This is a genomic window from Phycisphaerae bacterium, assembly GCA_024102815.1.
Classification (GTDB): Bacteria; Planctomycetota; Phycisphaerae; order UBA1845; family UBA1845; genus JAGFJJ01.
Window position 1 is genome coordinate 36,798 of sequence record JAGFJJ010000045.1, and the last position, 17,659, is coordinate 54,456.

General features: G+C 63.6%; 17 protein-coding genes. 11 read left to right on the plus strand and 6 right to left on the minus strand.

Features of this window, described 5'->3' with window-relative positions; all coding sequences use genetic code 11:
* Nucleotides 1–29: 29 nt before the first annotated feature.
* Complete coding sequence (locus J5J06_09745) at nt 30–578, plus strand: transcriptional repressor (protein ID MCO6437356.1); 549 nt, start codon at nt 30–32, stop codon at nt 576–578.
* A 53-nt stretch (nt 579–631) separates the two neighbouring features.
* Here the strand turns inward: J5J06_09745 and truB are convergent, their stop codons facing one another.
* Nucleotides 632–1,363 (minus strand): tRNA pseudouridine(55) synthase TruB, encoded by a 732-nt coding sequence (truB, locus tag J5J06_09750; protein MCO6437357.1) that lies wholly within the window; start codon nt 1,361–1,363, stop codon nt 632–634.
* A gap of 155 nt (nt 1,364–1,518) precedes the next feature.
* Here truB and J5J06_09755 point away from each other — a divergent pair, with 155 nt between their 5' ends.
* Genes J5J06_09755 through J5J06_09775 form a run of 5 tightly spaced genes read left to right on the plus strand, consistent with a single transcriptional unit; the run spans nt 1,519 to nt 5,455 of the window.
* Entirely contained in the window at nt 1,519–1,752 is a 234-nt protein-coding gene (locus tag J5J06_09755; protein MCO6437358.1) for a zinc ribbon domain-containing protein, read from the plus strand.
* A gap of 21 nt (nt 1,753–1,773) precedes the next feature.
* The gene (locus tag J5J06_09760; GenBank protein MCO6437359.1) at nt 1,774–2,268 is read left to right on the plus strand and encodes a hypothetical protein; all 495 of its coding nucleotides are present in this window, start codon (nt 1,774–1,776) and stop codon (nt 2,266–2,268) included.
* Nucleotides 2,265–2,492 (plus strand): hypothetical protein, encoded by a 228-nt coding sequence (locus tag J5J06_09765; protein ID MCO6437360.1) that lies wholly within the window; start codon nt 2,265–2,267, stop codon nt 2,490–2,492. The genes J5J06_09760 and J5J06_09765 overlap by 4 nt, the downstream gene beginning before the upstream one ends.
* Before the next feature lie 55 nt (nt 2,493–2,547).
* The gene (locus tag J5J06_09770) at nt 2,548–3,399 is read left to right on the plus strand and encodes a VIT1/CCC1 transporter family protein (GenBank protein MCO6437361.1); all 852 of its coding nucleotides are present in this window, start codon (nt 2,548–2,550) and stop codon (nt 3,397–3,399) included.
* On the plus strand, nt 3,392–5,455 hold the full coding sequence (locus J5J06_09775) for a cation-translocating P-type ATPase (GenBank protein ID MCO6437362.1): 2,064 nt from the start codon (nt 3,392–3,394) through the stop codon (nt 5,453–5,455). Before J5J06_09770 ends, J5J06_09775 begins: the two co-directional genes overlap by 8 nt.
* Nucleotides 5,456–5,638: 183 nt before the next feature.
* On the opposite strand, the gene ruvX is transcribed toward J5J06_09775, so the two are convergent.
* The 3 genes from ruvX to J5J06_09790 form a co-directional block, all read right to left on the minus strand.
* The gene (gene ruvX / locus J5J06_09780; protein MCO6437363.1) at nt 5,639–6,055 is read right to left on the minus strand and encodes a Holliday junction resolvase RuvX; all 417 of its coding nucleotides are present in this window, start codon (nt 6,053–6,055) and stop codon (nt 5,639–5,641) included.
* Nucleotides 6,056–6,126: 71 nt separating this feature from the next.
* Entirely contained in the window at nt 6,127–7,197 is a 1,071-nt protein-coding gene (locus J5J06_09785) for a mannose-1-phosphate guanylyltransferase (protein ID MCO6437364.1), read from the minus strand.
* 73 nt (nt 7,198–7,270) lie between these two features.
* Complete coding sequence (locus J5J06_09790) at nt 7,271–9,466, minus strand: UvrD-helicase domain-containing protein (protein ID MCO6437365.1); 2,196 nt, start codon at nt 9,464–9,466, stop codon at nt 7,271–7,273.
* Nucleotides 9,467–9,631: 165 nt separating this feature from the next.
* Here J5J06_09790 and acpS point away from each other — a divergent pair, with 165 nt between their 5' ends.
* Together acpS and J5J06_09800 are read left to right on the plus strand one after the other, a co-directional pair.
* Nucleotides 9,632–10,015 carry a holo-ACP synthase gene (acpS, locus tag J5J06_09795; GenBank protein ID MCO6437366.1) on the plus strand — a complete coding sequence of 128 codons (384 nt, stop codon included), beginning with the start codon at nt 9,632–9,634 and terminating at the stop codon, nt 10,013–10,015.
* Between the two features lie 66 nt (nt 10,016–10,081).
* On the plus strand, nt 10,082–11,236 hold the full coding sequence (locus J5J06_09800; protein MCO6437367.1) for a DUF4062 domain-containing protein: 1,155 nt from the start codon (nt 10,082–10,084) through the stop codon (nt 11,234–11,236).
* A 387-nt stretch (nt 11,237–11,623) separates the two neighbouring features.
* Here J5J06_09800 and J5J06_09805 read toward each other — a convergent pair whose 3' ends face one another.
* On the minus strand, nt 11,624–13,219 hold the full coding sequence (locus J5J06_09805) for a glucose-6-phosphate isomerase (GenBank protein MCO6437368.1): 1,596 nt from the start codon (nt 13,217–13,219) through the stop codon (nt 11,624–11,626).
* Complete coding sequence (locus tag J5J06_09810; GenBank protein ID MCO6437369.1) at nt 13,206–15,167, minus strand: MFS transporter; 1,962 nt, start codon at nt 15,165–15,167, stop codon at nt 13,206–13,208. The genes J5J06_09805 and J5J06_09810 overlap by 14 nt, the downstream gene beginning before the upstream one ends.
* Before the next feature lie 491 nt (nt 15,168–15,658).
* Between J5J06_09810 and J5J06_09815 the strand changes: the two genes are divergently transcribed.
* From J5J06_09815 to J5J06_09825, 3 genes are all read left to right on the plus strand, one after another.
* Nucleotides 15,659–16,381 carry an FKBP-type peptidyl-prolyl cis-trans isomerase gene (locus J5J06_09815; protein MCO6437370.1) on the plus strand — a complete coding sequence of 241 codons (723 nt, stop codon included), beginning with the start codon at nt 15,659–15,661 and terminating at the stop codon, nt 16,379–16,381.
* A gap of 82 nt (nt 16,382–16,463) precedes the next feature.
* Nucleotides 16,464–17,099: a peptidylprolyl isomerase gene (locus J5J06_09820; protein ID MCO6437371.1), complete on the plus strand. Its 636-nt coding sequence runs from the start codon at nt 16,464–16,466 to the stop codon at nt 17,097–17,099.
* Between the two features lie 11 nt (nt 17,100–17,110).
* Nucleotides 17,111–17,635, plus strand: coding sequence for a peptidylprolyl isomerase (locus tag J5J06_09825; GenBank protein ID MCO6437372.1), 525 nt, complete (start codon nt 17,111–17,113; stop codon nt 17,633–17,635).
* Nucleotides 17,636–17,659: the final 24 nt, after the last annotated feature.

Below are 17,659 nucleotides of genomic sequence, written 5' to 3' on the forward strand. Positions count from 1 at the left end.
CAATATTCAGATAGTAATTATTACCATCTATGACGCGGGCGAGGACGATTGATCAATGCCTCGAGTCTTTCGAGCGGTCCTGCCGGGAGCAGGGAATCCGCCTCACGGCGCAGCGCCGGGTCATCTACGAGGCCGTGCTGCGCCGGGATGACCATCCCACTGCCGAGGAAGTCTACCGCGACGTCGCCCCGAGGCTTGCCGGCGTGTCACGGGCGACGGTGTATCGGGTTCTGGAGGCGCTCGTGCAACTCGGCGTCGTCACACGGGCATGCCATCCCGGGGGCGGGGCGCGGTTCGACGCCAACATGGACCAGCACCATCACCTGGTCTGCCTCCAATGTGGAAGAGTAGCTGATATTCGCGACAAGTCGCTGGATCGCCTTTCGCTGCCGGACACGGGCTCCATGGGATTCACGGTTGTCGATCACCATGTGCAAATACGCGGGTTGTGCCGCGATTGTCAGGCGTCAGCGGTCGGGGGCGCCCGCGGCACAACCCCTTCAATTTCTTCCGGCGCCGCAGGAACGCGGCCGAAGGGCTCGGGCCCAAAGAAGGACAAGCGGAAGAGAATATCGTGAAACCGGCCCTGTTTCGCCGGGGATGGCCATTCCGTTGCATCACCCAGGGCCTGTCAGCGATCAGGGCGCGGCGGGATCGTGGGCGGCACGTCGCGAAGTAGTGCTTCCGCCTGTTCGAATGGGATCAGGTAGTCGGATCGGCCAGTCGATTCGCGGATGGCTTCGATCGACCATGAATCGTCCAGGGTGAACGGTCCGATGCGTTCGCGCACGAGCCCGGTCAGGCATCCGCCGGTTCCCAACTGCACCCCGAGATCACGAATCAAAGCACGTACGTATGTGCCGCGCCCGCAGGCCATACTGAATTCGACCTCCGGCCAGTCCAGACGATGCAATTGGATCCAGTGGACTTGGGCCATTCGCGGGCGTAACTTGACGTTCTGCCCGCGGAGAGCGCGACGGTAGGCCGGGACGCCTCCGACTTTCACGGCGCTGATCGCCGGCGGCACCTGCTCAATCGTCCCCTCGAAAGTTCCCAGTCCACGGCGCACGTCCGCTTCGGCCGGGATGCCTGGCACATCAACGGGTATCAACGGTCGATCCGCGTCGAAGCTCTCGCTGGTGACGTCGAGTCGGGCCGTGGACCGGTATACCTTGGGTTGGTCCATGATGAGCTCGACCAGTCGCGTGGCCCGTCCCATGCACAGCAGGAGCACGCCCGAGGCCGCCGGATCGAGCGTTCCTCCGTGTCCGCTGCGCCGCTGTCCGGTGATGGATCGGACCCGATACAGGGCCTTGGCGGAGCTGATGCCGGCGGGTTTGTTCAGGTTGATCAGTCCGTCCACTTGTCGTTCTCTGTCGATGTTCTGCCCCGGCCAACCGCTCCGCGTTGCGGGTTGGAGCGGGCACTCCTATACTTGCGCCGGCGGCGCGAGGGGTCCGCACCCGGGTCGCCGAACGGGATCGAGCCGAGTTTAGCCAGTTTCTCCGAGGCTGACACATGCCGATTTACGAGTACCGCTGTCCGTCCTGCCATCACCTTTTCGAGGAGCTGGTACGCTCCGCGTCAGGGGGCGATTCCGTCAAATGCCCCAAGTGTGGCAAATCGCGCGTCGAGCGTCGCTTGAGCGTGTTCTCGGCACGCGAGGCTTCGCCGAAGCCGTCGTCGCACGCCCCGATGGGCGGCGGATGCTGCCACTGTTGCGATCCGCATGGTTCTTGCGGATTGTCCTGACCCATCCCCTGGAGTCTCGTTTTGCCGTCACCGCCTCCGTCGGACCTGCTGCGAGCCCCATTGGCCGGGATCCTGAGCTGGGCGCTTCCCGGCCTGGGACACCTGTACATCGGGGAGCGCAAACGCGGGTTGATCTTGATGATTGCCATCGCCGCGACCTTTTGGACGGGAGTGGCGGTGGGGGGCGCGGCCTCGACGGTTGATCCGCAGGCGCGGCGCCTGTGGTTCGTGGCCCAGATCATGAGCGGCGGGCACGCCTTGGGCGCGTTGGGGCTGCATGACCTCATCCTGCGTCGGGCGGAGCGCTCGGGCATGTTCGACGTGCATCATCGCCCGCGCGATCTTTCCGCGTACTTCGGGCACTGGATGTCCATCGACGTCGGCGTGCACTACACCGGTATAGCCGGGCTGCTCAACCTTCTGGTGATTCTCGATGCAATCGCCCGGGCTGATCCCGCGGCGGCACAGCGCCGCGCGGCAGCCGGCGCCTCGACGATGGGAGCACGAGGTCCGTGATTCACGTGCTTGCCGCATTATTCACAACGGGCATCGAGCTTCGCGGGTATCGCCTGCTCCTGCTCTTTCCGCTCTGCCTGAGCATCGCGATCGTCTACAAGACGACGCGCTGCGAGGATCTGCGGGAGGTCCCGGCCGCGGCGGGCGTTCTGTGGATCACCATCGTCGCGGGCATGTTCGCGATTGGGCTTGCGTTGTGGCTGCTCTCCATGATCATGATCTGACGCGGCCGAGGACGAAAGCCGCAGTTCGCGGCCCGCGTTGGACGATAGATCGTTCGTGAACGCACCCGATTTCCATCTCACCGACCAATCCACCAGACCCGATTCCGATCCTGCTGCGGCGGGTGGGGAGGCCGGAACGGCAGGTGCCGTGAGCGATGCCGCCGATCACATCGTCGAGGCGCGGCGGAAGGCGCGGGAGGTGCTCGGTGGCGAGGCCAATCTCTCCGAGAGCGATGACTGGCGACGCGTACTGGTCAGCGCACGCGACGCGGTCATCCTGCTATGGCTCGTGTGGGTGGCGCTGCTGGGATTCGGGCACGCCGTGCTGGCCCCCTGGATTCTGGTGGCGCTCTCGTTCGGGATCGCCCTGGTGACGGCCGTTTCGCTGGCGCGATCGACCTACCTTCGCGTGCAGTACTTCGTATCCGAGCTGGAGCGGGAGCGTCGCGAAATCCGCGAGCGCTTCGACCACGAGGTCGACGAGGTTCGCGCCCTGTACGCCGCAAAGGGTTTTCGCGAGCCACTGCTTAGTCAGGTCGTGGAGACGCTCTCGGCCGACGACGACCGCCTCCTCAAAGTGATGATGGAGGAAGAGCTCGGTCTCTCCATGCACCACATCCAGCATCCGCTGATTGTCGGGGCGATGAACTTCGGCTCGACGCTCGCGGCCGGGCTGCTGCTGTCGCTCCCCCTGGTCTGGCTCACCGAGCATGATTCGCAATGGTGGATGCCGATCGGCGGGTTGGCCCTGCTGCTGGTTCTCGCCGTGCTTTCCGCGTGGGCGACGCGGCGCGGCGTGGTCGAGTTCGCCGCGGCGAGCATTCTGCTCTCGGGTGTCAGCGGCGGAATCGTCTACTTGCTGACGAGCTGGTTCGCGGAAATTGCGGGAGTCGCGGGCAATGGGTGATCGTGCGACAACCATGCGACGCCATCCGACGTTCGAAGCCTCGCGGGAGGTCTTCAACCCCATTCTCTCGGACGAGCCGGTACTCGATGCCGATGGCGCGGCCGTCAATGTTTTCTACACGCCGTTCGCACAACGGATCGAGAACAATCTGGAACTGATCATCGCGGTCGGCGCGGGTCTGAGCCTGGCCACAGCGTGGATCGTGAGCCTGGCGGGCGGGCCGGAATCCCTCCGCGTGCTGTTCGTTCTGCTGGCGTTTGCCATCGCCGGCGTCCCCGCGCTGGCGGAAGTCTGGGATAAGCTCAAGCAACTTACCATCGACATCGATGCGCTCATGCTCCTGGGAGCGTGCCTTGCGGCCTACATCGGGAGCCCCTTTGAGGGCGCGTTGCTGCTCTTCCTTTTCGCACTCTCCGGCGGGTTGGAGAGCTTTGCGCTTCGGAGAACGCAGCGGGCGATCGTCTCCCTGCGAGATCTGGCCCCGCGATTCGCGACCGTCCTGGAAGCATCGGGACCGCGGCGCGTACCGCTCCGCCAGGTGAGCGTGGGGGATCGCGTGCTGGTCCGTCCCGGCGAGAAAGTCCCCGTGGACGGCGAAGTCGTTGCCGGAGCGTCGTCGGTGAACGAAGCGGCAATCACGGGCGAGTCCGTTCCCCGAGACTGCGGGCCGGGCGATCAGGTCTTCGCCGGCACGCAAAATCTCGACGGGCGGCTGGAAGTCCGCACGGTCAAGCTCGCCGCCGATTCGACCCTCTCACGGGTGGTGCAACTGGTGACAGAAGCGCGTCACCAGCCCGCCACGGCGCAGCGGCTCATCGATCGCATCGGACCCACATACTCCATGGCGGTGATCGTCACCGCGGTCGTGGTGGGGCTGGCGGGTCGATTCATCTTTCAGCTCGAGGGCAACGAGGCCGTGCGGCGGGGCATCGCCCTGCTCATCGTCGCCAGTCCGTGCGCGCTGATCATCGCCACGCCGGTGGCCTATCTGGCCGCGACGGCGGCGGCCGCGCGGCGCGGCGTGCTCATCAAGGGCGGCGCCTTTCTCGAAGCGGTCGCTCGCTCGCGGATGTTCGCCTTCGACAAGACCGGCACGCTCACCACCGGACGCATTCGCCTTGCCGCGGTGGAAGTCGATGATGGACTTTCGGAAGGTGATGTGCTCCGCCTGGCCGGGGCAATCGAATCCACAAGCACGCACCCGTTGGCGGTCGCCGTGGCCGACGCCATGCGCGAGCGGCGTATCGAAGCGCCAATAGTCGAGGAGTATTCGTCGATCCCCGGCGAAGGTGCAGAGGGCAAGGTCGAAGGGAAACGCGTCTGGATTGGGCGTCCCGAGCGGGTGATGGAGCGGATGGCGGGCGCCGCAACATCGCAGGAGTCGCGTGCGGATCGACCAACGAGCCCGGCCGCACAAGACCTGATTCGACGCGTCGAATCGCTTCGCCGCCAGGGCCGAACCGTTTCGGCCGTGGCGATCGACGACCGCGTCGCGCTGTTGGGCTTTGAAGATACGGTTCGCGACGGGTCCGCGCGATGCCTGGCGGGGCTTCGCGAGCAGGGCGTGTCCCGCGTGGAGATGCTCACCGGCGATCATGCTATCGTGGCCGAGCGCGTTTCGCAGTCGCTGCAACTGGATGGCTTCGCCGCGGCGCTCTCCCCCGAGGACAAGGTTACCGAAGCGCGGCGACTGCGCGAGTCGCACGGCTCGCTGGTACTCGTTGGCGACGGCGTGAACGACGCCCCTGCACTGGCTCAGGCGGATGTCGGTGTCGCGCTCGGGGCTCGCGGAGCGGAGATTGCTCTGGAAGCGGCCGACATCGTTCTCATGGGCGACGACATCGAAGCCGTGGCCTGGCTGCACCGCCACGCCCGCCGCACGGCCGGTATCGTCGCGCAAAATCTCACGCTGGCGATTGCCGTAATCACCACATTGAGCGTATTCGCCGTGCTGGGCGGCATCCCGTTACCGCTGGCGGTCATCGGTCACGAAGGCAGTACGGTGGTCGTGGCGCTGAACGCCCTCCGCCTCCTCCGCGCCCCGGCAGATTCGTAGGGCATTGCGGTTCGCGTGTCGCGAGACACGCGCTTCGCATGCCTTCACCATTCGCCAATCGCTCAGATATGTCCGGATGACCGCATGGAGCAGCGCTGGGTGTGCCTTCCGACGCACCACAATGCTGCGAGCCGAGGGCTTCGGCCCTCGCGGACGTGGCACGCGCGACTCGCCTGTTGCGACTCACGCGGACGAATCCAGAAACTCCTGCAACATCACCTGTGCCGCGACGGCGTCGAGACGGGACTTCTTCCGCTTGCGGGTGAGTTCCGCCGGGATGAGCTTCTCCCCGGCCGTGTGCGAGCTGAGACGCTCATCAAAGTAGTGAACCGGCTTGCCCGACGCCTTCGCCAGGGCATCGCCGAACGCCCGCGTGACCTTGGCCTGCGGACCCTCCGAGTCGTCCATGTTCAGGGGCAATCCCAGTACGAAGGCATCGGCAGCATAGTCGGCGGCAACGCGCAGAATCGCGGCGATACGCTCGTCGCGCAACGCGACGTTGTCGATGGTCTCCACCGGCGACGCCAGGCGAACGACGTCATCGCCCACTGCCAGGCCGATGCGCTTCTCGCCGTAGTCGATGCCAAGGTAACGGGTCATGGGTTGCGGAATGGCGCGGGCATAGCAGCGGACGCCCGATGTTTCTATTGCCTGTTGCCCATTGCCTGAACCTACGCGTACCCCTCCCCGTGCTTCTTCCTCACTTCGTCCACCAGCTCGCGGATGTTGGCCACGTCGCGCTTAGTGCAGACCAGCGTGGCGTCGGCCGAGTGAACGATGACCAGATCGTCCACGCCGATGGTGGCAATGAGATGGTCCTGCTCGGACACTACGATGTTGCCGCGCGAGGCGAGGTGGATCACGTTCGGCCCGTTAGACACGTTGCTTTCGGCATCGGCCGCGAGCACCGTCTCCAGCGCCGGCCACGAGCCCAGGTCCACCCAGTGGCAGGCCATTTCCACGACGAGCACCTGCTTCGCCCGCTCCATGATGGCGAAGTCGATGCTGATCTTCATGAGCTTGGGGTAGAGGTCATGCAGCAGTCGGTCCCGCTCCGCCGTTTGCCACGCCCGGGCGATCTCGCGCACGGGACCGGCCGTCTGCGGCAGATGCTTGTCGAGCTGCCCGAGGATCGTCCCCACGCGCCAGAAGAACATGCCGCTGTTCCAGTAGTAGTCGCCCGAGGCGAGGTACTTCATGGCCGACGCCATGTCCGGCTTCTCGGCGAAGCGGCTCACGCGATAGACGTCGCGCGTGACGTGCTCGCCGCGGCGGATGTATCCGTAGTTGGTGTCGGGGCGCGTGGGGCGAACGCCGATCGTCACGAGATGGTCGGCGTGCTCCTCGGCCGCGGTGTATGCGGACTCCACCGCTTCGCAGAACAAGCTGACCGGCGCGATGACATGATCGGCGGTGAAGATCCCCACGACGGCGTCGGAGTCGATAGTTTCCAGCACGGCCGACGCCAGTCCCACGGCGTTGGCGGTGTCGCGTCCCACGGGCTCACCGATCAGGTTCGCGGCAGGAAGCTCGGGAATTTCCTCGGCGACCAGCGGAAGGTGCGCCTGATTCGTAATGACGTGGATTCTCTCCGGTGGTAGCAACGCCGAGACGCGCTCGAACGACTGCCGCAGCAGGCTCGTTCCGCCGAGGATGCGCAGTAGCTGCTTGGGGCGATTCTTTCGGCTGAGCGGCCAGAGTCGCACGCCCGCTCCGCCCGCCATGATCACCGCATGTCGCATCATGTCCCTCCCTGGAATCCCACGGGGCTGATCATTCGCGAAGCCGTCTGACCGCGACATTCGCGGTTCGTCTTCAGGCCGATTCTCCGATCTCGTCGAAATCGACGCGCTTCAAATCCGCAAACTCCAGCACCCACGAGTGCCGCTTGCCGCTTCGGAACTGCACGTCAAGGTGCGTCTGACGCAATCCTCGAGAAAACGCAACCACGCGGCCGAGCCCGTGCAGCGGATGCTCCACGAGTGTGCCCACGTGCCAGTCGGCAAACTCCGCCGACGGCGCCGACGCGCCGCGCGGCGCGGCCGCTCGCCCGCCGCCATCCGCCGCGAACGGCATCCATTGTAGCGATTCGCGGGGCAACTCGTCGAGAAACGGGCTGCGCACCGTGCGCTGCGTGATTCCCCGCAGCATGCGAAACCGTGCCAGGCTCAGGGTCAATTCCTTGCGGGCCCGGGTTATGCCCACAAAGCAGAGCCGCCGCTCCTCCTCGATGTCCGAGGCCGCTCCGCTTGCGTCGTCGTGGCGGCGAAACGGCAGCATGCCCTCTTCCAATCCGACAATGTAAACTACATCGAATTCGAGCCCTTTGGCCGCGTGCAGGGTCATCAGGGTCACGTCCTGCCCCTCCTCGTCGATCGCGTCGACATCGCTGACCAGCGCCGCGTGCTCCAGCCAGTCGAGCACGGTCGCCTCGGGATGGTCCTGCTCGAACACCGTGGCGGCGTTGACCAGCTCGTCGAGATTGGCCGCGGCGTCATCACCCCCGCTGCGCTGCTCCCCGCGATACATCGCCTCCAGCCCGCTCTCTCGCAGCACGATGCGCAAAGCCGTCGCCGGAGCACCGGCGATGAGCGGGCTTAGTTTGGCGACCAGCTCCGCAAAGTCTCCCAGCTTGCCCGCCGCGCGACCGAAACGCTTCCGCTCAGCCGCATCGGAGATAAGTTCGAGCATTCGCCGTCCGCTCTCCTTCGACCGTTCCCGCACGCGCTCGATGGTCGTCGTCCCGATTCCCCGCGCCGGCGTGTTGATGATCCGCAGCAGGGCGACCTCGTCGGCCGGGTTGCTCAGCACGCGCAGGTAGGCGATGACGTCCTTGATCTCCCGCCGGTTGTAGAACTCCACGCCCCGCGCCACCTGGTAACGCACGCCCTCGCGCAGCAGCGCTTCCTCGATCCCGCGGCTGAGCGCATTGACGCGATAGAACACGGCGATCCCGCCGCCGGCGTTGCCGTGCCGGAACCGCTCGGCAATTTCCCGGGCAATGATCGTCGCCTCCTGCTGGCCGTTGTCGCAGTCCATCACGCGCACGGCCGGCCCCTCGTCGTTCTCGGTCCAGAGCGCCTTGGCCTTGCGCTTGAGGTTCCCGGCGATGAGCGTGTCCGCTGCGGCCAGAATCCGCCGCGTCGAGCGATAGTTCTGCTCCAGTCGGACGACCTTCGCCTCCGGGTAGTCGCGTTCGAAGGAGAGGATGTTCTCGATGTTCGCCCCGCGCCAGCCGTAGATGGACTGGTCCGGATCGCCCGTGGCGCAGAGGTTCTTCCGCCGCTGCGTCAGACATCGCGCCAGAAGATACTGAGCGGTGTTGGTGTCCTGGTATTCGTCGACGAGCACGTAGCGATAGCGTTCCTCGAGCCGGTCGCGCAGTTCCGCGTTCCTGCCCAGCAGCCCGGCCGCGCGAAGCAGCAGGTCGTCGAAGTCCAGCGAGGCCATCTCCGCCAGCAGTTCTTCGTATCGTGCGTACACCCGCGCCCACGTCCGTTGCCGCCAGTCGCTGCGCTGCTCCGTGAAATCCGCCACCGAGAGCATCGCGTTCTTGGCGTCGGATATGATCGCGTCGCCGGCGCTGGCGGGATAGTTGTCCGTGGTGAGCCCGCATTCCTCGATGGCCTGTTTGACGATCTTGCGGCGATCGTCGCGGTCGAGGATGGAGAAATTCCGCTCCAGCCCGGCCTCCTCGTGATAGATCCGCAGCAGCCGGGCGCACCAGGCGTGGAACGTGCTGACGGTCATGCCCTCGCCCACGCCGAGTGCGGCGATCCGCTCGCGCATTTCCTCGGCCGCCTTGTTCGTGAAGGTGATGGCCAGGATCTCGTGCGCCGCCGCGACCGTGGCCGCCAGGTACGCCGCCCGCCGCGTGACCACGCGGGTCTTGCCGCTGCCGGGACCGGCCAGGATGAGCAGCGGCCCGTCGGCGTGCATGACGGCCTCGCGCTGCGGCGGGTTCAGGTCCGCGAGAAGCCTCTCGAGATTCGCGTCCGTGCGGGATGGCATGAAGGCATCATACGCATCCCCGCCTTCTTCGCGAACCGTCCCTCCTATTGCCTACTGCCTATTGCCCATTGCCTCTTGCTCTCTTCCCCTTCGTGGCTCCGTGGCTTCGTCGCTTCGTGGCTTCTTCCTGTTGCCTATTGCCCGTCCCCTGTTACCTTCTTCCACATGTCCATCCTCGGCCACGGCATCGACCTCGTGGAATGCGCCCGCATCGAGACCATCTGGCGGCGCCACGGCCAGCGCTTCCTGGAGCGCGTCCTCACCGAAGCCGAGCGCCGCCGCGTCACCGAGCTCGCCAATCCCGTTCCCTACCTCGCCGGTCGCTGGGCCGCCAAGGAGGCCATCCTGAAAATGATCGGCACCGGCTGGCGGGGGAAGATCTCCTGGACCGACATGGAGATTCTTCCCGACGCCCTCGGCCAGCCCGTCGTCACCCTCTCCGGCGAGACGGCCGCCATCGCCGCCGCCAGGGGCATCACCCGCGTCCTCCTCACCATCACCCACACCAAATCCAACGCCGCGGCTTCGGCGATCGGCGTGGGGGAGTAGTATGCAGACGTTCCGCGAGATAAGATAGTCTGCTGGATTCGGGAATCTTCAAAGGACCGGTCGTCCATGTCTTACCAAGCCACTGTGATCAAAGTGATGATTGCGTCACCGTCCGATGTAGCGGACGAACGCAAGCTGATTCGCGAGATTCTCGAACAGTGGAACTATGCCAACTCTGAAGGCCGCAAACTCTTACTCATGCCAACGGGCTGGGATACGCATTCCTCACCCGCTATGGGCGAACGGCCTCAGGCTATCATTAATCAACAGGTGCTATCCGATTGTGACTTGCTTGTTGCCGTTTTCTGGACAAGGCTTGGAAGCCCGACTGGAAACGCAGCAAGCGGAACAGTTGAGGAAATCGAAGAGCACATAAAATCTGGCAAACCGGCCATGCTGTATTTCTCGTATAGACCAGTTTCTCCGAGAGATCTTGACGATGAACAACACAGAGCCCTCAAAGCTTTCAGGAGTGAGTGCGAGAAGAAGGGGCTAATAGACTCTTATACAACTACCGAAGAATTCAAGGAAAAACTCGCCCGGCAACTCTCGCAAACGGTAATCAGGCATTTCTCAGATTCAGATGTATCGCCCACAGGCCGTGAATCCGGCGTTTTCGAGGAGAATCCACGGTTGTCGGACGATGCGAAAGCGCTTTTGGTTGCCGCAGCCTCAGGTGACGGGCACATCCTTCTGCTGCGACATATGGCGGGATCGAACCTTCAAGCCGGTGGTAAGCAGCTCATGAAGGACGGTGGCCAAAGAGAATATGCCAAATGGTCGGACGCAATTATTGAATTGGTTGGCAAGACACTTGTTGAGCCACGAGGGCAAAAGAACGAAGTATTCGCCGTAACGAATTCAGGCTATAAGCTCGCGGACAAAATGGGCAAGCTGCCGTCGCAATTCGAACACCTACGAAAGGCAATTGAATCGCTCGTTCGAGCCTACGACTACGGGCATCGCTCGAATGCAAACAAGTTCGAATTCTGGCTGAAATACACAGAAGTTCTTGGGCTTGGAGCCTCGGAGGCTGATTTGCGTTATCTGGCCGATGAAAAGCTGATCGAATACGGCGAAGACATCACACGAGTGAACGTTTCTGGAGTAGCCATTAGAGAAGTCTACGGATTCTCGAACAATACGCGACTGGGCCTGACGGACGCAGGTCGCGAGTGGGCCGTAACAGAATTCGGCATCCAGCCTCCAAAATCTTCGTAGGGGGCGTCCCCGACGCACCTCTTCGCCGCGCCCCATTTTACGGCGCACTCGTTTCCCTACAATGCTGCCACCATCCTGTCACTTCCCGCCGCAACCCTCGGCCGGGCCGTCACTTGCCGTCATGATCACCGGCCGGCGCCTCTTTGCGCGATCACCCCGCGCGTTATTACCTATGGACGGGCAGTCCCGGTTCCGCTCGCAGGAACTCCTCCCCGAGTTCCATGCCGCTCGTCCAAATTGGAGAAACCCATGTTCCTCACGCTCAAGCTGTCTCTGTGTATGTATTCTGCGACGCTGTCCGCCTATTCGGCCCATTCCGGGCCATTCGCAAGACTCGACCACCCACATCATGTTCTTACTGAGCGACCAACCGGGTCGCCGATCGATCTACATCCTGTACTTCGCCGCGAACGGACTTTCCCCCGCCTCGCGCGACACGCCGTGATCCACGTTCGCTGCGGCGTGTTCGAGGATGTGAAAGACCGTTTCGGCGGCGTCCGCGTGGCCGATCGCCGCCGCAATCTGCTCGACCGTCTGCGCCTCGCCGCGATGCTGCCCCAGGTATCCGAGCACTTCCTTCTGAAGGCGGATTGTTCCACCGGCCGCCTTCTTGCCCATCTCGACGCCGGGCTGATGGTAGGCGTTGATGTTGATGAGCTCGGCGTAAAGTCCCACGGCCCGCTCGAAAAGGGCGATCAGCACGCCCACCGTGCGGGCGTTGAGTTCGTCGGCCGAAATCGTCATCGACTCCCGCCCGCCCTCGAACAGCGCCGCCCGTGTGCCCAGCAGGAACCCGTGCAGGAAGTCCCCGGCCGTTGCCTCCTCGCCCAGCGGCATCGACTTCCCCTCGCGATCGCGCGAAACGCCGATGAGCGTGGCGAAGAAGTCGTTGGTGCCTTCCTGAAGCTGCTGGACCAAGGCGTGCTGATCGGTCGTGCCCTTGTTGCCCAGCACGGTGAGCCCCTCGCAGACTTCCTTGCCGCCGCGGTCGTAGCGCTTCCCCAGCGATTCCATGATGAGTTGCTGGAGGTAGCGGCTCAGCAGCAGCAGGCGATCGCGGTAGGGCAGCACGATCATGTTCCGCTTGCTTCGGTTCTTCACCGCGTCGTACCACATGAGCGCCATCATCGCGGCCGGGTTGTTGCCGATGCGCGGCTCGCGAGTGGCGATGTCGCAGAGCCGCGCCCCTTCGAGCATTTCGTCGATGTCGATGCCTTGCAGCGCCGCCGGCAAAAGTCCCACGGCCGACAGTTCGCTCGTCCGCCCCCCGACCCAATCCCACATGGGGAAGATGTGCAGCCAGCGCTCGTCAATGGCCTGCTTATGAAGGCGGCTCCCTTCCATCGTCACCGCGACGGCGTGGCGGGCGAAGTCGAGCTTGGCCTTGTGGTAGGCCGCGGCAACTTCGAGCATGCCGTTGCGCGTTTCGACCGTCCCGCCCGATTTGGAAATCACGATCGTCAGCGTCTGGGCGAGATTCTCATCGAGCTCGGCCAGCGTGCGATCGATGCCGTCGGGGTCGGTGTTGTCCACGAAGCGGATGATCATGGGATCGTTGGTCGTGCCGAGTGCGTCGGCGACGAACTGCGGCCCCAGCGCCGACCCGCCGATGCCCACGACCAGCACGACGTAAAATCCGTCGCCCTGCTGCGGAGCGATGGACCCGCTGTGGATTTGCTGGGCGAAGTTCTTGATCGCGCGCACGTTCTTCTCGATCTCGGCGCGGATCTCGTCGTCGGGCGCCAGGTCCGGAGCGCGCAGCCAGTAATGCCCCACCATGCGGTCCTCGTCGATGTTGGCCTTGGCGCCCGCTTCGAGCGATTGCATGGCCTGAAGTGCCGATTCCATCCGCGAACGCATCTGGTCGAGATAGGCGTCGTCGAAGTGCATCCGGCTCACGTCCAGACGCAGACCGATGTCAGGACGGTGGCACAGGTGTCGGCAGTACCGCTTCCAGAGTTGGATCGGATCATGGCTGCTCATCGTTTGAACTCCCTTCCGTGCTGTGGTCGATCTCGTGCAGCGATTTTTTCGCGGCTTCCTGGATCATACGCTCGCGGCGGAGGCGGTCCTCCTCCGGGGCCAATTCCCAGATGGCTTCGAAGATACGGGCGCTGGCGGCGCGAATCTGCTCACGCGTGGCGTCGGCTCCGCCGAATTCGGAAAGGTCCACCGGTTTGCCGAAGCGGACCTTCGCCCGGTGTCGGGCCAGGAGCGAGGGTATGACTTCCCTGCGCCATTTTGTCCCGCTGATGAATGCGGGAATGACCGGCGCACCGGTCTTGAGTGCCATCATGGCCACCCCGTCGCGCGGCCGGCGCAGTTCATCCGGCTCGGGAATGCCACCCTCGGTGAACACGCCGATGGCCCTGCCCGCCCGGAGGTGGCGAAGTGCCTGCCGCATGCCCGACGAATCCGCTCCGTCACGACGTACGGGAATACACTCGAGCTTGCGGACAAAGAACCCCACGATCGGCCAGTTGGCATATTCAGCGGCGAGAATAAATGACAGCGGACGATAGGGCGCGGCCGCGCAAAGCAGCATCGGGTCACCCGCGGTGACGTGATTCGAGGTGACGATGGCCGCCCCGGTTCGCGGCACGGTGGGCCGGCCGAGTCGTTCCAGCCGCCAGTAGAACTTGCAGATGAATTCGTTCAGATTCTCAGCCAGTTGCCACCCGGGACCGAGCGGGCTTCGCCGCAACCGAATCCACATGCCCGCAACGCCGGCCGCGAAAAGCAACATCGCCACGCCGACCAGAATCCAGCCCACCCACCGATCGACATCTCTCCAGTTCGGAATGCCGAGCAATCCCGTTCCGAGGAGGAGTGCGACGACGGTGGAAACATCTTTCACGCCGAAAACACGCCCGCGGAAGCGATCGGCCACGGTACGTTGCAGGAGGGCGTTAAAGCTCGCCATGGTCGCGGCCGCGCCCAGTGACGCGGCGATGATGCCCACGGCGCCGATCCACGCCAGCGTTGCGGGTTCAAACGGAAGAAAGACGGATGCGGCGAACACGGCCGCGCCGATGCCGCCGAACAGCAAGCTCCACTCCATGGCCACTTCGCTGCGGGCGGCCTGGCCGATGGTCACCATCACCAGGGCGCCGCCGATGAATCCCGCGCCGACCAGCGCGCGATAAACACCGATGGACTGGTACGTGCCATCGTAGACATCGCGCACGATAGCGGGGATCACGCTGTTGACCACACCGGCGCATCCCCAGACCAGCGCCGCGACAAGGATGAGTTCAATGACATGCCGGTGAATCCACGCGTAACGGAATCCGGCGAGAAGATCAGACAGCGAGGATCTTTCTGAAGGTGTTTCATGCAGATGGGGTACGGCTTTCGGCGGCCGGAGAAAAGCGAGCAACAAGGCGCTCGCGACGAACGTGGCTGCGTCCAGACGAAACGCCAGCTCGATGTGCTTCTGTTGCGCCAGGTAACCGCCGATGATCGATGCGGCCATCGTGGCGATGATGCCCACGCCTCCGAGCAACCCGTTGGCTCGGACGAGTTGATTGGGATGAATGATCGTCGGCAGCAGCGCTGATCGCGCCGGAGAGAATACCGCGGCGAATATCCCCACGAACAGGAGCGGAAGGAAAGGTCCCCATGATCCCCAGGGTTCCATCCAATGGATGAGTTGGGCAAGAAAGAAGACGATCGCGCAGCGCGACAGATCGGCAAAGATCATCAATCCGCGACGCGGCAGTTGATCCGCCAGCCAGCCTGCGATGGGGGCGAAAAGGAGAAAGGGCAGAAAGAAAAGAAAGGTCATGCGGGCGTACATCGCCGTGACCTTGACATCCGCATCCAGCGCGTGCTGCGTGGCGAGAATGGCCATCTCCGAAAGGTGGTCGCCCATGGAGCTGACGGCATAGGCCGACCACAGCAACACGAAGTTTCGGTTGCGTAACAACACGTCAGGAATCGCACGCAGATGGGACGAGGCATTACGCACGGGAAATCCGCCCGACTTGGCTGGCGAAATCTTGCACGCGCATTCTCACCGGCGGTGCTGCCTGCCGGTTTTATTCGAACACCCACGAAATCAGGCCGCCGAACGCGGTTTTTCCCGGCTGGCGCGGGTCGACGGAATGATGGCAATCGTAAACGCTGCCGCAGGCGATGGACAGCGCCGCGGGCGGCCGAAGCACTTTACATTGTCTCCATGCGGCGTGTGCCGGCGTGGCGACAAGCGTTGAAAATCCACCAGTGACCGTGCACAATACGCGGCTTTCGTGCTTCTTCGGATAAAGGGCCCCGGGATCGACGGGCCGCGGATCAACCAGAAAACGGGACGAACTGATGAACCTGACCACACGAATTCCCTTCGGCCTCGCCGGCATCGTGCTGCTTGCCTTCAGCGCGCCGACTTTCGCCGAGGAGCCCCAGCAGCGCTCTATCGAAGGATTGAAAGAAGTAACAACCGACTCCGGGTTGAAGTACTGGGATATCAAGGTGGGCGAAGGGGCCTCTCCCAAGGCCACGGACAAGGTCACCGTGCACTACTCCGGCTGGTTGAAGGACGGCACGCTGTTCGACAGCAGCGTGAAGCGCGGCCGGCCGGCGACCTTCCCCCTCAATGGCGTCATCAAGGGATGGACGGAGGGGCTTCAGACCATGAAGGTCGGTGGCATCCGCCGGCTCGAAATACCGTATGACCTGGCCTACGGAGAGTCCGGGCGCCCGCCGACCATTCCGCCCAAGTCCGACCTGATCTTCGAGGTCGAACTGCTCGACATTTTTGTCCCGCCCCCGCCTCCCACGCAGCGCTCCATTGAGGGGATCGAGCCCGTGGTACTGGACGGCGGACTGAAATATTGGGACATCAAGGCCGGTGACGGCGAGTCGCCGGCGTCGCCGTCCGCCATGGTGACGGTTCACTATTCGGGCTGGCTCAAGGACGGCACGCTGTTCGACAGCTCGATCACGCGCGGCCAGCCTGCGACCTTCCCGCTCAACCGGGTGATCAGCGGTTGGACGAAGGGTCTGGCGGACATGAAGGTCGGCGGAGTGCGCCGTCTGGAAATCCCGTATTCCATGGCCTACGGAGAGTCCGGCCGGCCGCCGACGATTCCGCCCAAGTCCGACCTGATCTTCGAGGTCGAGCTTCTCGGCGTGAGCGGCGGTTGATCGGGCAACGAAGGCTCCAACAGTCATTGGCGGGTTCGAGTGTTGAACCAGCCCGGCCAACGAAATCAGAAAGGAAACGTCCATGCGATATATATCCAGTGCAATCATGCTGTTGGCTTGTTCAGCGGCAGCGTTCGCGGCGAATGACAAGCATCCCCGCGTGAAAATGCAGACCACGCTCGGCGACATCGTCATCGAGCTTGATGCCGAGAAGGCGCCAATTTCCGTAGAGAATTTCTTGAAGTACGTCAAATCGGGATACTACGAGGGAACCATCTTCCATCGCGTCATTCCCACCTTCATGATCCAGGGGGGCGGATTCGATGCGGAGATGAACCCCAAGTCTTCCGGTCTCATGCCGCCCATCAAGAACGAGTGGCAGAACGGATTGAAGAACGTTCGTGGGACGATTGCCATGGCCCGCCAGGGGGGCAATGCCGACTCCGCGACGTCGCAGTTTTTCATCAACGTGGTGGACAACGAATTCCTCGACAAGCCCCAGCCGGACGGCGCCGCCTACGCGGTCTTTGGCAAGGTCGTTGACGGCATGGACGTGGTGGACAAGATCAGGAACACGGACACCCGGGTCCATCCCAAGTATCCGGGAGGCAAGGTCGTTCCCGTGGAGCCTGTCGTTATCCAGAAGGTCACGCTGCTCAAGGACGACAAGAAGGACTCCGACGAAGCCGGTTCCGACAAGCCGTCCAACGACGAATAGAAGGGGGGTCCCTGACATTGAATGCCGTTATCAAGACCAATCGCGGAGAGATCCACCTCGAACTCTTCCCTGACGAAGCGCCGGCGACCGTCGCCAGCTTCGCGAACCTGGCGCGGCGGGGATACTACGACGGGTTGACCTTTCATCGCGTCATCGACGATTTCATGATCCAGGGCGGTGATCCCACGGGCACGGGCGCCGGTGGTCCCGGCTACCAGTTCGAGGACGAGTTCACTCCCAAGCACAAGCATGACGGTCCCGGCGTGCTCTCCATGGCCAATGCCGGGCCGAAAACCAACGGCAGCCAGTTCTTCATCACGCATGTCGAGACTCCCTGGCTGGATGGAAAGCACACCGTGTTCGGCCGGGTTACGGACGGGCAGGATGTGGTGAACGCCGTCCGACAGGGTGATGTCATGGAATCGGTACGGGTCGAGGGTGACACGGCCGCGCTCTTCGAATCGCAGAAGAAGAGGCTGGCGGAATGGAACCGGGCGCTGGATCGCAAGTTTCCTGAGAAATCGGCCAAGAGCTAGTTCGTAACAAGCGGGCGCCGAGCG

Coding starts and splice junctions, on each gene's coding strand:
- J5J06_09745 (MCO6437356.1), top strand. CDS start 30: ATGACGCGGGCGAGGACGATTGATCAATGCCTCGAGTCTTTCGAGCGG.
- J5J06_09755 (MCO6437358.1), top strand. CDS start 1,519: ATGCCGATTTACGAGTACCGCTGTCCGTCCTGCCATCACCTTTTCGAG.
- J5J06_09775 (MCO6437362.1), top strand. CDS start 3,392: ATGGGTGATCGTGCGACAACCATGCGACGCCATCCGACGTTCGAAGCC.
- ruvX (MCO6437363.1), bottom strand. CDS start 6,055: ATGACCCGTTACCTTGGCATCGACTACGGCGAGAAGCGCATCGGCCTG.
- J5J06_09785 (MCO6437364.1), bottom strand. CDS start 7,197: ATGCGACATGCGGTGATCATGGCGGGCGGAGCGGGCGTGCGACTCTGG.
- J5J06_09790 (MCO6437365.1), bottom strand. CDS start 9,466: ATGCCATCCCGCACGGACGCGAATCTCGAGAGGCTTCTCGCGGACCTG.
- acpS (MCO6437366.1), top strand. CDS start 9,632: ATGTCCATCCTCGGCCACGGCATCGACCTCGTGGAATGCGCCCGCATC.
- J5J06_09800 (MCO6437367.1), top strand. CDS start 10,082: ATGTCTTACCAAGCCACTGTGATCAAAGTGATGATTGCGTCACCGTCC.
- J5J06_09805 (MCO6437368.1), bottom strand. CDS start 13,219: ATGAGCAGCCATGATCCGATCCAACTCTGGAAGCGGTACTGCCGACAC.
- J5J06_09820 (MCO6437371.1), top strand. CDS start 16,464: ATGCGATATATATCCAGTGCAATCATGCTGTTGGCTTGTTCAGCGGCA.